The sequence below is a fragment of the Thermus tenuipuniceus genome (genome assembly GCF_002964845.1).
In the GTDB taxonomy this organism is placed as follows: domain Bacteria; phylum Deinococcota; class Deinococci; order Deinococcales; family Thermaceae; genus Thermus; species Thermus tenuipuniceus.
Genome location: NZ_KZ672957.1, coordinates 1 through 12,495, shown reverse-complemented (window position 1 = coordinate 12,495; position 12,495 = coordinate 1). Strand labels below are relative to the sequence as shown.

12 protein-coding genes are annotated in these 12,495 nt (G+C 66.9%); 4 read left to right on the top strand and 8 right to left on the bottom strand.

Annotated features, from left to right (window positions below; genetic code table 11):
- Nucleotides 1-7: 7 nt before the first annotated feature.
- Genes C2847_RS00795 through C2847_RS00785 form a run of 3 tightly spaced genes read right to left on the bottom strand, consistent with a single transcriptional unit; the run spans nt 8 to nt 2,668 of the window.
- The gene (locus C2847_RS00795) at nt 8-973 is read right to left on the bottom strand and encodes a TolC family protein (protein ID WP_105316596.1); all 966 of its coding nucleotides are present in this window, start codon (nt 971-973) and stop codon (nt 8-10) included.
- Complete coding sequence (locus C2847_RS00790) at nt 970-2,241, bottom strand: TolC family protein (protein WP_105316595.1); 1,272 nt, start codon at nt 2,239-2,241, stop codon at nt 970-972. Before C2847_RS00790 ends, C2847_RS00795 begins: the two co-directional genes overlap by 4 nt.
- Nucleotides 2,234-2,668, bottom strand: a complete 435-nt coding sequence (locus C2847_RS00785; protein ID WP_105316594.1) for a MarR family winged helix-turn-helix transcriptional regulator — start codon at nt 2,666-2,668, stop codon at nt 2,234-2,236. The genes C2847_RS00790 and C2847_RS00785 overlap by 8 nt, the downstream gene beginning before the upstream one ends.
- A gap of 82 nt (nt 2,669-2,750) precedes the next feature.
- Here C2847_RS00785 and C2847_RS00780 point away from each other — a divergent pair, with 82 nt between their 5' ends.
- Complete coding sequence (locus C2847_RS00780; protein ID WP_105316665.1) at nt 2,751-4,076, top strand: hemolysin family protein; 1,326 nt, start codon at nt 2,751-2,753, stop codon at nt 4,074-4,076.
- Nucleotides 4,063-4,431: a cytidine deaminase gene (gene cdd, locus C2847_RS00775; RefSeq protein ID WP_105316593.1), complete on the top strand. Its 369-nt coding sequence runs from the start codon at nt 4,063-4,065 to the stop codon at nt 4,429-4,431. The genes C2847_RS00780 and cdd overlap by 14 nt, the downstream gene beginning before the upstream one ends.
- On the opposite strand, the gene C2847_RS12960 is transcribed toward cdd, so the two are convergent.
- The 3 genes from C2847_RS12960 to C2847_RS00760 all read right to left on the bottom strand — a co-directional run bounded on the left by C2847_RS12960 (nt 4,428) and on the right by C2847_RS00760 (nt 7,927).
- Nucleotides 4,428-4,814 (bottom strand): hypothetical protein, encoded by a 387-nt coding sequence (locus C2847_RS12960; RefSeq protein WP_425275068.1) that lies wholly within the window; start codon nt 4,812-4,814, stop codon nt 4,428-4,430. The genes cdd and C2847_RS12960 overlap by 4 nt on opposite strands.
- A gap of 333 nt (nt 4,815-5,147) precedes the next feature.
- Nucleotides 5,148-5,999: a dihydrodipicolinate synthase family protein gene (locus tag C2847_RS00765; RefSeq protein ID WP_105316592.1), complete on the bottom strand. Its 852-nt coding sequence runs from the start codon at nt 5,997-5,999 to the stop codon at nt 5,148-5,150.
- Nucleotides 5,996-7,927: a hypothetical protein gene (locus tag C2847_RS00760; RefSeq protein WP_105316591.1), complete on the bottom strand. Its 1,932-nt coding sequence runs from the start codon at nt 7,925-7,927 to the stop codon at nt 5,996-5,998. Before C2847_RS00760 ends, C2847_RS00765 begins: the two co-directional genes overlap by 4 nt.
- Before the next feature lie 17 nt (nt 7,928-7,944).
- Here C2847_RS00760 and sdaAB point away from each other — a divergent pair, with 17 nt between their 5' ends.
- Nucleotides 7,945-8,607, top strand: coding sequence for an L-serine ammonia-lyase, iron-sulfur-dependent subunit beta (gene sdaAB, locus C2847_RS00755; RefSeq protein ID WP_015716795.1), 663 nt, complete (start codon nt 7,945-7,947; stop codon nt 8,605-8,607).
- Here sdaAB and C2847_RS00750 read toward each other — a convergent pair.
- Entirely contained in the window at nt 8,604-9,587 is a 984-nt protein-coding gene (locus C2847_RS00750) for a sensor histidine kinase (RefSeq protein WP_105316590.1), read from the bottom strand. The genes sdaAB and C2847_RS00750 overlap by 4 nt on opposite strands.
- Entirely contained in the window at nt 9,577-11,403 is a 1,827-nt protein-coding gene (gene lepA, locus C2847_RS00745) for a translation elongation factor 4 (protein WP_105316589.1), read from the bottom strand. Before lepA ends, C2847_RS00750 begins: the two co-directional genes overlap by 11 nt.
- A gap of 97 nt (nt 11,404-11,500) precedes the next feature.
- Here lepA and C2847_RS00740 point away from each other — a divergent pair, with 97 nt between their 5' ends.
- Nucleotides 11,501-12,424, top strand: a complete 924-nt coding sequence (locus C2847_RS00740; protein ID WP_164835594.1) for a GGDEF domain-containing protein — start codon at nt 11,501-11,503, stop codon at nt 12,422-12,424.
- Nucleotides 12,425-12,495 lie beyond the last annotated feature (71 nt).

Genomic DNA, 12,495 nt, shown 5'->3' with positions numbered 1-12,495 from the left:
TTCCTCCTTAGCGGCTCGCCAGGAGCCCGTAGTAGGCCTTCAGGTAGGCGTGCTTGGCCTGCTCCAAGGTGAGTTCGGCCTGTTTCAGGGCAAGCTCCTGTTGTAGGAGGGAGAGGCGGCTGGCAAGCCCTGCCTGGAACCGCTTTTCCTCGGCCCGGTAGCGTTCCTGAGCCCCCCGGTAGGCCTCCTCAGCCGTCTTCACCCCCTGGAGGAGGGGGGCAAGCTGGCGGTGGCGGGCCTCCAAGGCCACCCGCAGGGAGCGCTCCAGGCTCCCCAGGTTCTCCTCCAGGGTCCTGGCCTGGTCCTCCAGGGCCTCGAGGTCCCTCCTGGCGGCGAAGCTTTCGTCCAGGAGGCCCCGCTGGAAACGGAGGAGTTCTAGGGACTGCCGAAGCTGGAGGAGGTCGGCATGCTCTTGGAGTAGGGCTTCCACCACCTCCATGCCGGGTAGGGGTGGGAGTTCCTGGACACTCTCCGGCTTCCAAGCGCCCACCAGGTTGGCCAAAGCCGCCAGGGCGCTTTCTTGGCCCCGCTGGGCGGCCTCCAGGTTCTTCCGGGCCTCCAACACCCGGTTTTGCGCTTCCAGGAGGTCCAGGCTGGTGGCGCCCCCGCCCTTCACCCGCACCTCGGTGGCCTTGAGGCCCAGCTCGGCCACCTCCAGGGCCTTGGCGGCCAGGGCCACTTGGAGCGCGGCCTCCCGGGCCTGGGCGTAGGCGGCGACGATGTCGCTTTCCGCCTGGGCCAGGGCCCGCTTGAGCTTGGCCTCGGCCAGGAGGGCCGCCTGCCGGGCCTGGAGCTCGGAGAGGGCCGTGCGCAAGGGGTCTTGCAGGGTCCGGGCCAGGTCCTTCTGCTTCAGGGCGAGGTCCAGCCGGGCCGTGGCCACTGCCGCCACCTCGGAGGCCCGCTTCAGGGCCTCAGGGAGGGGTTGGGCCAGGACGGGGACCAAGAGGAGAAGGGTCATAAGGGCTCGTTTCATGGGGCAACCTCCGGTAAGAGCTCACCGTAGAACTGGTAAAGGTCCATCAGACGGTTTCGGTATTCGCTTTCGGCTTGTGCCAGGCCCAGGCGGGCCTGGACCAGGGAGAGTTCGGCCTGGAGCAGGGCCAGGGGGCTTTCCAGCCCCAGGGCCAGGCGCTGGCGGACTTCCTCATAGGCCTGCTCCTGGGCGGCCAGGCGCTTCCGGGCCAGGGCCAGGGCAGCCTCGGCTCCCTGGAGGGCGTGGCGCAGGGTAGCCTCCTGGAGCCCGGCCTGGACCTCAGTCGCCCGTAGGGCCTCTTCTGCCCCCTGCTTCTGGAAGGTGGCCGCCTCCAGGGCCTCCAAGAGCCCAGGGGAGAGGGTGAGGGAGAGGGAAAGCCGGAGCTCCTCCTGGGTGCGGTAACTGCCCCCGCCGGGCACCGCGGTGGGCTGGCGGGCGGGGTCTTGGCGGGTGTAGGAGAGGGTGGGTTGCAGGGAGCGGCTGGAGAGGGTAAGGGCCAGGGTGTCGTTGCCGCTCAGGTAGAGGAGGTAACTGGCTTGCGCCTGGGGCAAGAGGGCCCGTAGGGCACTCTCGTAGGCGATCCCGGCCTCCGCCACGCTTAGGCGGGCCTCCTCTAGGGCGAGGGGTGTGCTTCCCCGGGGTGGGGGGATGTTGGGAAGGGGCTTTTCCAGGTCCACCAGCCCTGCCGCTGCCCGCTTAGCCAGTTCCAGACCCCGGCGGGCCTCCTCCAAGCGGTTTTTCGCTTCCAAAACCGCCAGCTCTGCCTCGCGCAGTTCCTTGGCGTTGGCCTGGCGCTTCCTGGCCGCCTCTAAGGCCTTCTCGGCCAGCTCCAAGCCCTTGGCTGCCGCCTCCACCCCCAGGAGGGCTTGGCGGTGGCGGCCGTGGGCGGCCACCGCTTGGGCTTGCAGGGCGGTGAGGGCCTTGCGGTAGCCCAGCTCCGCCCGGCGGTAGGCGATCTGGGCCCTTGCCAGCCCGTCCGCGGCCTCGCCGAAGGGAAAGGGGGTGAGGACCAGGGAGAGGGTGAGGCTCCCTCCGGTACCGGGGAGGTTTTGGCAAAGGGAGGAAGGGGTGCACTCGTAGCCCAGCCGGGTGTAGTTCCCCTGCAGGTTCAGGGCCACGGGGGCGGCCTGGGCCTCCACCCCCTTGCGCGCCGCCTCCAGGAGGGCCTGGGCCTGGCGCAGGAGGGGGTGCTCCTGCAAGGGGTCCAGGGCGTGGCCGCTGGCCAGGGCCGGGGCCAGGAGGAAAAGGAGGGTCCAAAGCCTAGCCACCCTCCACCTCCGTGAGCTTCCTCAGGAGGTCGCGGAAGGCCAGGAGCTCCGCGGTGTCCAGGCGGCTCAGGTGTTGGCGGTAGGCCTCCAGCCAGGCCGTCTGGAGGCGTTTCTGCACCGCCTCCCCCTTGGGGGTGAGCTGGAGCTGGACCCGCCGCCGGTCCTCGGGGTCGGGGTAGCGCTCCAGGAGCCCGGCCTCTTCCAAGGAGGCCAAGAGGTGGGAGACCTGGGAAGGCAGGACCTCCAGGTGCTCCGCCAGCCTCGAGGGCAGTCGCACCCCCTGGGCCACCAGGCGAAGGGCCTCTGCCTGGAGGGGAGAGACCCCCTCCTTGGCGAAGACCTCCTTGGCCCGGGCGAAGAGGAGGCGCATGAGGGCGTAGCCTAGCCGGGAAAGCTCCTCCACCAGGGTAAGGGGCGGACCGTTCATACCCTTCAACTATACAGAAAGGTGAAGTAAAGAGGCGGGGCTGGGCCACACTTGGCCATGGTGTAGAATGCGGAAAGGTGATATGGACAGACCTCCCAGTCGGTGGCTCTTCCTCTTGCCCTTCGGTTCCCTAGCCCTGGCCCAGTCCCAAGCCCCAAGCCCTGGGGACCTTTTCCTTTTGGTCCTCCTCTTGGCCTTCTCCGCCTTTTTCTCCGCTACCGAGACCGCCTTCACCACCCTTTACCCCTGGAAGGTGCGGGAGCTCTCGGAAGCTCAAGGGGGGCCCTTCCGCCTCCTGGCCCAGGACATCACCCGCTTCCTCACCACCATCCTGGTGGGCAACAACCTGGTGAACATTGCCGCCACCGCCTTGGTGACGGACCTGGCCACCCGGGCCTTCGGCTCGGTGGGGGTGGGCCTGGCCACGGGGCTCATGACCTTCCTCATCCTGTTCTTCGGGGAGATCACCCCCAAGTCCATTGCCGTGCACCACGCGGTGGCCCTGGCCCGGGTGGGGGTCTGGCCCATCTATCTCCTCTCCGTCCTCCTCTATCCCGTGGGCCGGTTCTTTAGCCTGCTCTCCGTCTTCCTGCTCAGGGTGCTGGGCCTCGAGCCCCGGGGTACCCCCCTGGTCTCCGAGCAGGAGCTCAAGCTGATCCTGGCTGGGGCGGAGGAGTCGGGCACCATAGAGGCCCAGGAGGAGGAGATGATCCACTCCATCCTGGAGCTGGAGGAAACCCCCGTGCGGGAGATCATGACCCCCCGGGTGGAGATGGTGGCCATTGAGGCGGAGGCCAGCCTGGAGGACTTCCTCCACCTCTTCCGGGAGCACCGCTACAGCCGGGTTCCTGTCTACAAGGAGAACGTGGACCACATCGTGGGGGTGGCCTACGCCAAGGACCTGCTGGACTACTACTGCGAGGAGGAGCTTAAGGGGCGCACCGTGGCCTCCATCGCCCATCCTCCCTACTTCGTCCCCGAGAACATGGATGCTTGGTCGCTTCTGAGGGAGCTCCGCCGGCGGAAGGTGCACATGGCCATCGTGGTGGACGAGTTCGGGGGCACAGCGGGCCTGGTCACCTTGGAGGATGTGATGGAGGAGATCGTGGGGGAGATCTACGATGAGACCGACGAGCCGGAGGACCTGGCCATTCGCAGGCTTCCCGACGGCTCCTTCTCCATCCAGGCCCAAACCCCCGTGGACGAGGTTTCCGAGGCCTTGGGGGTGGAGCTTCCCGAGGGGGAGTACGACACCCTCTCGGGCTTCCTCTACGAGCGGTTCGGCCGCATCCCCGGCGTGGGGGAGAGCGTGGAATGGCAGGGGTTCCGGTTCGTGGTGGAAAGCGCCAGCCAGCGGCGCATCGAGCGGGTACGGGTGGAAAGGCTGGTGGAGCATGGAGAAGGTTAGGGAAATCCTGAGGGCCCACGTGGGGCGGGCCTACGCTCCTTACTCCGGCTTTCCCGTGGCGGCCCTGGTGGAGGCGGAAGGGGAAAGCTTCCTTGGGGTCAACGTGGAAAACGCCTCCTTTCCCCTTTCCCAGTGTGCGGAGCGCAATGCGGTGGCCGCCATGGTCTTGGCGGGGAAGAGGCGGATAGACCGGGTGCACATCTATAGCCCGAAGGGCCCCATCCCCCCTTGCGGGGGATGCCGCCAGGTGCTTTTTGAGTTTGGCTCCTCCGGGACCGAGGTAGTCATGCACGGGCCCGAGGGGTATGTGGTGAAGACCCTGGGAGAGCTTTTGCCCCTGGGTTTTAGGCTCTAGAGGGGTAAAACCAGGCTTTGCCGCAGAAAGCCGGGGACCTCGAGGCTGAGCTCCAGCCGCCCCGTCCCCCGTTCCAGGCCAGGCCGGAAGCCCACCACCTGGAGCCTACCTTCCCCCCGGGCGGGCAGGTCCGCCTCCACTTGGAAGGTCTGGCCCAGGAGCACCAGCCTCCCCTCCACCCGCAAGGGGAGAGGATTGGGGTTTTCCAGGAAAAAGTTCAGCCCTGTCCGGCGCACCCTTGGGGGCTCCAGGGGAAAGCTTAAGCGGGTGCGGAAGAAGGAAAAGTTCTGGCCCAGGGTGCGCCCCTCGAGGGCCACCTCCACCCCTTCCCGGGAAAGGAGGGCCCTTGCGGTGGCGAGGGCTTCCCCTGGGGTCAGGCGCACCAGGAGGGTCTCCTCCTTGCGCCCAGGGGGTAGGGGCGGGCCAGATAGACATCGGTGCGGGGCTCAAGGTCTCCTCCTTGCGCCCAGGGGGTAGGGTGAGGTCCAAAGGCACCCCCACCTCCCCCACCCGGAGCTGGGTGCCAAAGGTGGAAAGGGGCAAGGGGAAGGGGTTGGGGTTTTGGAACGCCACCCTTACCCCCAGGAGGAGGGCGGGTTCCGGGCTTAGCTCAAAACCCCGGATTTCCGCCCCTAGGAAACGGGCTTCCGGGGTGAGGGTTTGGGGCGCACAGGCGGCCAGAAAACCTAGCGCCATGATGAGCAGGGCCATCCTTCTCATAGAATCCATCCCTCTTCCTTCAGGATATCCAGAACCGGAAGGAACCTGGGCCAAAGGGGGCTTTCCGGGGGATAGGGGGGCCTGGGGTACCCTGCAGGCAGGCCCAGGTGGCGGAGGGCCTGTTTGAGGAGGGGCACCCCGCCCTTGGAGAGGAGGTCCCCCAGGGGGAAGAGCCGCTTCTGCAGGGCCTGGGCTTCCTGGATCCGCCCGGAGCGGAAGGCCTCCAGCAGGGCCCGGTAGGCCCTGGGGGCCAGGTTGGCCGCCGCCAGGATGCCTCCTTCCGCTCCCAGGGCCAAAGCCCCCAGAAAGGTGGGGGCGTGGCCGGTGAAGACCCGGAAATCCCTTAGATGGGCCTGGTAAAAGGCCAGGCGGGAGAGGTCCCCGCTGGAGTCCTTGATGCCCAGGATCCTGGGGTGCTGGGCCAAGCTCTCTACCGCGGCAAGGGGGAGGTCCACCTTGGTGTTCTGGGGCACGTGGTAAAGGAAGACGGGCGTCCTCTCCGCCAGGGCCTGGTAATAGGCCACCAGCCCCTCGCCCAGGCTGGCGTGGTAGTACCGGGGTGGGGTGGCCAAGAGGGCCATGGCCCCTGCCTCCTGGGCCTCGAGGAGGGCCCGTTCCGCCTGGGGCAGGGTTTCCTCCATGAGGCCCACCAGGAAAGGCTTCCGGGGTTTTAGGGCCCGAAGCCCCCTGGCCCGTTCCTCAGGGGTCAGATGAACGCCTTCCCCGTTGGAGCCGTAGATGAGAAGCCCGTCCACCAAAGGTTCTAGGGCTTCCGCCAACCCGCGGAAGGCCTCCGTGTCCAGGCGGCCTTCCCGGTCGAAGGGGGTGGGGATGGGTGGCAGGATCATGCGGGCCTCCTTAGGCTGACCATCAACGCCAGGAGGTGGAGCCCATAGGCCAGGATTAGGAAGGTGGGTTTCTGCCCCTCCAACACGGCAAAAAGCCCATAGGAGGCCAGGAGGAGGAGGACGAGGCCCAGCCCCGAGGAGAACCCCAGGCTTCCCGGCACCAAAAGGCGCACCCCCAGGGCCCAGGAGGGGGGGACCGGGGTCCTGCGCCGGGGCAGGAGGAAGGTGAAGAGGTGGTAGAAAAGAAGGAGCCAGAAGCCAGCGAAGGCCCAGGGCTTCACCCCTTCAGGAAGGGAGGTGCCTAGGCGCAGGAACTCCCGAAAGGGATCCTCCTGGAGGCGCTTGAGCTCCACCTGGAGGAGGGCCAGGTAAAGGGTGCGCAGGCTGGGACCCGGCTCCCTGGCCCCCCAGGGATCCTGCCCCAGTTGGAGGGCTGTGCGGATGGGTCCCTCGAGGGGAGCCCTACGGTAGGCCTGGGCCAAGGCGGTTTCGTCTCCCCTAAGGGCCAGGGCGAAGGGTAAAGGGGCTTCCCGCAGGAGGCCCTGGGCCTCCTTAGGGGCTTCCGAAAGGAGGGCGTAGCCCAGAAGGGCCTTGACCTCAGGAGTGGGGGGCAGGGTGCGGAGCCAGTCCTGGGCTTTTTGGGTACGGAGGGTGCCTTGGTCCAAGGGGGGGGCGAAAAGCTCTTTTCGCACCTGGGCGTCCAGTCCCTGAAGGAGGAAGCCCAGGCTGAGGGCTAGGAAGAGGGCCAGGGCCAACACCCGTTCCCCCAGGCTGGCGTAGGCCAGGTGAAGGTGCCGAAGGCGCAGGAGGGGGTGCCGCCAGAGCCCGCCTAGGTAGCCGCCGATGGGTTTCAGGTCCTTTAGCTGGGCGGGCAGGTAGTAGAGGAAGAGGTAGAGCATGAGGCCCAGGTAGGCCAGGCCCAGGGTCCAGAGGGCCATGGGAAGCAGGGAAAGCCTGGGGGGAAGCCAGGCGCGCAGAACCTTTCCCGCCTCGAAGAAGGTCAGGGCCTGGGCAGGGTGGCCCTGGGCCTCCAGGTACTGGGCAGTCTCCTGGAAAAAAGCCAGCGAGCCTGGGAAGAGAGGGGTGTAGCGGAGGAGGACCTTGGCCAGGAGAAGGGCCTTTTCGGGATCCTTTTGCCGCAGGGAGCGGGAGACCTCCGCCATGCGGGCCACCTCCGGTTGGCCGAAGAGGAGTTCCGGCCTATGGCCCCGGGCCAGGAGGTCCTGGCCGTAGGCCTCCAGGTCCTCCGGGGTGAGGGTGGCGGGGTCCAGGGTCCAGTAGGCATAGTAGGGCCAGGGCTTCGGGGGGTTGAGGGCTTCCAGGAGGGAGCCCAGGGCCTTTAGGTCCTCCTCCTTGCCTTCAAAGGGCACCCGGGGAAAGGGGATGGGCAAGACCCAGTCCCCCTCGAGGAGGGCCTCGGGGCCTGGACGGAGGGCTAGGATGCGGGCCGGGGCAAAGTGAAAGGCTAGGGTTTTCTCCTTAAGGCTGGTTTCCACCGCCAAAAGCCCCTGGGCTACGTACACCTTATCCCCTTGGACCAAAGGTCCCAGCCAATCCCCCGGGGGTAGGGGCAGGAGGCCCCAGGGGAGCTTGAGCCCTTCCCGGGTCAGCTCGGGGGTGGCGGGAGGCAGGGCGGTGAAGCGGGCTTCCAGGGCACCGGCGGGCAGGGAAAGGCGGATGCGGTACTCCCCGGGGACCTTGGGGTGTAACTCCAGCTGGAACCTCCCCTTCTGGGCCTCCACCTCCAAGGTTTCCTGTCCCTCGGGACCCTCCAGCACCATGGGGAAGCGCCCCTCGGGCAGGTCCCGCCCCTCCAGGACCACGGACCTTCCCGCCTGGACTTCCTTCGGGACCACCAGGCTTTGGCCTAAAACCGGGAGTCCCAGGGCCAAGAGGAAGCCGATGGCCCGGGTCAGGAACGCGCGCATGGGGTTATTCTACAGGCATGGGTCTACTGGACATGATCGGCCCGGTGATGGTGGGGCCTTCCTCCAGCCACACCGCCGGGGCCTGCCGCCTGGCCCTTCTGGCCCGGCACCTTTTGGGGGAAAGGCCCAGGCGGGTGGAGTTTGGCCTGCACGGTTCCTTCGCCAAGACGGGAAAGGGCCACGGCACCCACCTGGCCCTGGTGGCGGGGGTTTTGGGCTTTACCCCCGACGACGAGCGGCTTAAGGAAAGCCTTTCCCTGGCGGAGAAAGAAGGCCTCGAGGTGGCCTTTAAGGCGGTGGAGCTAGGGGATGTGCACCCCAACACCGTGCGCATGGTCCTGGAGGGGGAGAAGGAGCGCATCACCGTGACCGGAAGCTCCCTGGGAGGCGGATTGGTGCGCATCTTTGACCTGGATGGCTTTGAGGTGCGCATCACCGGAGCCGCCCCCACCCTGGTGATCCGCAACGTGGACACCCCGGGGGTGGTGGCCCGGGTGGCCCGCATCCTGGCCGATGACGAGGTGAACATCGCTTACCTCACGGTGAGCCGCAAGAAGCGGGGCGGGGAGGCCATGATGAGCCTCGAGGTGGACCGCCCCCTTCCCGAGGTTCCCTTGAGGTACCTGGAGCACCTCTCCTACATCCTCTGGGTGCGGCAGATTCCCCCGGTTATGGACTAAAGCTCCTTGGCCGAGGGAAGTTCCAGGCGCAAACACGCCCCGCCCAAGGGGCTTTTGCAGGTCAAAAGCCTCCCCCCGTGGGCCTCGGCCACCCGCTTGGCGGTGTAGAGGCCAAGCCCCGCGCTTCCCCGGTTCGGGCCTCCTTGGCGGAAGGGCTGGGCCAGGGCCTCCAGGGGAAGGGGAAGCCCATCCCCGTCGTCCTCCACCTGTAAGGCCCCTTCCTCCACCCGGATGCGCACCTGGGTTTTGGCGTGCCGCAGGGCGTTATCCAGAAGGTTGGCCAGGGCCCTTTCCACAAGGAGCCGCTCCCCCCGGGCGAGACCCGCCCCCTCCACCGCAAGGCCAAGCCCCCGCCTTCCCGCTTCCTCCTGGTAGCGCAGGAGGAGATCCTCGGCCAAGGCCCTTAGGTTCAGGGTTTCCCGCTGGGGGGTGCGGGCTTCCAGGCGGGAGAGGGCCAGGAGGTTTTCCAACAAGAGGTGGGCCTGGGAGAGCTCCCGCCTCAAGGCCAGAAGGAGCTCCACCCGCTTCTCCCGTCCCAGGTGGTCCGCCCTTTCCAGGTACTCCAGGGCCCGGATGGCGGAAAGCAGGGGGGTTTTCAGATCGTGGGCCAGGGCCCCGTAGAAGGCTTCCCGGGCCTCCATGAGGCGCTGGAGGCGTTGAAGAAGCTCCCCGAAGCGGGCGCGGAGCAGGGCGATTTCCAGGGGGGGAGGCTCCTTGGGAGCGGGTAGCCTGAGCTCGTTCACCGGGCTCTCCTTTAAGGAGAGGTAGGCCAGGGCGCGGGTGAGCTCCTCGAGGGGCTTAAGGAGGCTTCGGGCCAGGAAATACCCCACCGCCCCGGAAACCACGGCGATGAGAAGAAGCCAAAGCACCAAGGGCAGCCAGGGACCCTCCCCCATGAGGCCCAGGGTGAGGGCCAGGACCAGGTTGGGCAGGAAAGCCAAAAGGGCGATAACCAGGGCGAGCCTCGCCCTAAGACTCATCCCGCCCCGCCGAGAGCACCGCCAGGAAGGCCTCCTGGGGCACCTCCACCTTGCCGATGGCCTTGAGCCGCTTCTTCCCCTCCTTTTGCTTTTCCAGAAGCTTCTTCTTCCGGGTCACGTCCCCACCGTAGCATTTGGCCAGCACGTCCTTGCGTAGGGCCTTCACCGTGGCCCGGGCGATGATCTTCCCCCCGATGGCCGCCTGGATGGGCACTTCAAAGAGCTGCCGGGGGATGACCTCCGCCAGCTTGTCCACCATGGCCCGGGCCATGGCGTAGGCCTTGTCCCGGTGGGCGATGAAGGTGAGGGCGTCCACGGGCTCCCCGTGCACCAGCACGTTGACCTTGACCAGGTCCCCAGGCTGGTAACCGATCTGCTCGTAGTCCATGGAGGCGTAGCCCCGGGAGAGACTCTTCAGGCGATCGTGGAAGTCGTAGAGGATCTCAGCAAAGGGCACCTCGTAGACCAGCTCCACCCGCTTGGTTTCCCCGGGAAGGTAGGTCATGTTCACCAGGCGACCCCGTTTTTCCTGGACGAGTTGCATGATGGCCCCCACGTACTCCTCGGGGGTGAAGACGGTGAGCTTTACGTAGGGCTCGAGGATCTCTTCGATCTTCGTGGGGTCGGGGAGGTCGGCGGGGTTGAGCACCTCCATCTCCTCCCCGTTCTTCAGACGGACCTTGTAGACCACGCTGGGGGCGGTGGCGATGAGCTCCAGGCCGAACTCCCGCTCCAAGCGTTCCTGCACGATCTCGGCATGGAGAAGCCCCAGGAATCCACAGCGGAAGCCAAAGCCCAAGGCGGTGGAGGTCTCCGGCTCAAAGGAAAGGGCGGCGTCGTTGAGCTTGAGTTTTTCCAGGGCGTCCCGGAGTTTGCCGTAGTCCCCGGAGTCCACGGGATAGAGCCCGGCGAAGACCACGGGTTTGGCGGGGCGGAAGCCGGGGTAGGGGGCCTCCGTGGGCCTATGGGCGTGGGTGATGGTATCCCCCACCTGGACGTCGTGGATGTCCCGGATGGCGGCCACCAGCCAGCCCACCTCCCCGGCGGTGAGCTCCTCCACGGGGATGAGCCCTTGGGGGGTGAAGATCCCCACCTTGTCCACGGTGAACTCCTTGCCGGTGGAGTAGATGCGGATCCGGTCCCCCGGGCGCACCCGGCCCTCAAAGAGGCGGAGGTAGGGGATCACCCCCTGGTAGGCGTCGTAAAGGGAGTCGAAGATGAGGGCCTTAAGGGGAGCTTCCGGGTCGCCCTTGGGGGGTGGGATGCGCTTTACGATGGCCTCGAGGATCTCCTCCACGCCTTCCCCCGTCTTCCCCGAGGCGAAGATGGCCTCGTCGGCGGGAAGGCCCAAAACCTCCTCCACCTCGAGGGCTACCTCCAGGGGCCTGGCGTTGGGAAGGTCGATCTTATTGATGACGGGGATCATTGCGTGGCCGTGCTCCAGGGCCATGTAGAACTTGGCCAGGGTTTCCGCCTCCACTCCTTGGCTGGCGTCCACCACCAGAAGGACTCCTTCCACCGCCGCCAAGGCCCGGGAGACCTCGTAGGTGAAGTCCACGTGGCCCGGGGTGTCAATCAGGTTGAAGATATAGGTTTTCCCGTCCTTGGCCCGGTACTCCACCCGCACGGCGCTGGCCTTGATGGTGATGCCCCGTTCGCGCTCCAGTTCCAGGGAGTCCAGAAACTGCTCCCGCATCTCCCGTTCGCTCACCGCATGGGTCAGCTGTAGGATTCGGTCAGCCAGGGTGGACTTCCCGTGGTCCACATGGGCGATGATGGAGAAGTTGCGGATGCGCTTGTCATCCATCCTTCTCATCGTCCAGGGTGGAGGGGGCAAAGTCAAGCTGGCCGCTTTGGGGCCCCTACCCCAAATGAACCGCCCGGTGGTTTGGGTGGTATGGGTAGAATGCGGCATGTCCCCCGAGATCTGGCCGGGGCTGGTCCGCCTGTACTGGCGCCTGGCCCTGATCCCTTTGGTGTGGATCCCGGTGGTGGTGCTTTATGGGGGCCGGGTGATGTACGCTGCCACGCTCCTTTACTGGTTAAGCCTTCCCGTGGCCTACATCCTGGGCAGGGTCACGGGCATGGGGCGCCTGGCCGTGGCCCTGCACCTGGGGGTGGCCCTATTCACCGCCCTCATGAGCCTGGTAGCCCCACCGGAGGCGGTGGTCACCGGGCTTTCGGGGGAGGATTGGCGGCTTGGGGTCATGGCCTTCTTCACCGTGGGCGCCTACGCCTTTGCCGCCTTCGCCGGCTGGCCCGGGCTTTGGCTGGCCTTGGCCTATGTCCTCCTCGCCCCTTGGCCCCAGGAGGAAACCCGCTTCCTGGTGGCGGCGGGGGGGCTTTTGGCCAGCATAGCCGGCCTCAGCGTGGCGGCCATGATCCGGCGCCTCCAGGCTCTGCAAAGCCTCATCCAGAGCGAGGCCCTCACCGACCCCCTCACGGGCCTGGCCAACCGCCGCTCCTTGGAGCGGGACTTTTCCCGGCTCCAGGCCCTGGCCGCCCGGGAGGGGCTTTCCCTGGTCCTTTCCCTCTGGGACCTGGACGACCTCAAGGCGGTGAACGACCGGGAGGGGCATAAGGCGGGGGATGCCCATCTGGTCCGCTTCGCCAGGGTCCTGCGGGAGGAGGCCCGTGAGGGGGATGCCCTTTACCGGGTGGGCGGGGACGAGTTCGTGGGCCTGCACCTGGGCTTAAGGGATGGAGCCTCTCTGGAGGCGCGGGTCCATGCTCGTTTCCCTTCGGTTTCCGTGGGCTTCAGCCGGGTGGAGGAAAAGGAGCTGGTGCAGGCCCTCGAGGCGGCCGATGGGCTCATGTACCGGAAGAAGGGGAGATGAGGACCCTGAACCCGGACAAACACATGTGAGACACCGAGCGGGATAAAAAGATGGGGAACCGACCCTGCGGA

What these genes read in the sequence shown, in the direction of transcription:
- C2847_RS00795 (WP_105316596.1), bottom strand. Translation starts at nt 973, where the DNA reads ATGAAACGAGCCCTTATGACCCTTCTCCTCTTGGTCCCCGTCCTGGCC.
- C2847_RS00785 (WP_105316594.1), bottom strand. Translation starts at nt 2,668, where the DNA reads ATGAACGGTCCGCCCCTTACCCTGGTGGAGGAGCTTTCCCGGCTAGGC.
- C2847_RS00780 (WP_105316665.1), top strand. Translation starts at nt 2,751, where the DNA reads ATGGACAGACCTCCCAGTCGGTGGCTCTTCCTCTTGCCCTTCGGTTCC.
- cdd (WP_105316593.1), top strand. Translation starts at nt 4,063, where the DNA reads ATGGAGAAGGTTAGGGAAATCCTGAGGGCCCACGTGGGGCGGGCCTAC.
- C2847_RS00765 (WP_105316592.1), bottom strand. Translation starts at nt 5,999, where the DNA reads ATGATCCTGCCACCCATCCCCACCCCCTTCGACCGGGAAGGCCGCCTG.
- C2847_RS00760 (WP_105316591.1), bottom strand. Translation starts at nt 7,927, where the DNA reads ATGCGCGCGTTCCTGACCCGGGCCATCGGCTTCCTCTTGGCCCTGGGA.
- sdaAB (WP_015716795.1), top strand. Translation starts at nt 7,945, where the DNA reads ATGGGTCTACTGGACATGATCGGCCCGGTGATGGTGGGGCCTTCCTCC.
- C2847_RS00750 (WP_105316590.1), bottom strand. Translation starts at nt 9,587, where the DNA reads ATGAGTCTTAGGGCGAGGCTCGCCCTGGTTATCGCCCTTTTGGCTTTC.
- lepA (WP_105316589.1), bottom strand. Translation starts at nt 11,403, where the DNA reads ATGAGAAGGATGGATGACAAGCGCATCCGCAACTTCTCCATCATCGCC.
- C2847_RS00740 (WP_164835594.1), top strand. Translation starts at nt 11,501, where the DNA reads ATGTCCCCCGAGATCTGGCCGGGGCTGGTCCGCCTGTACTGGCGCCTG.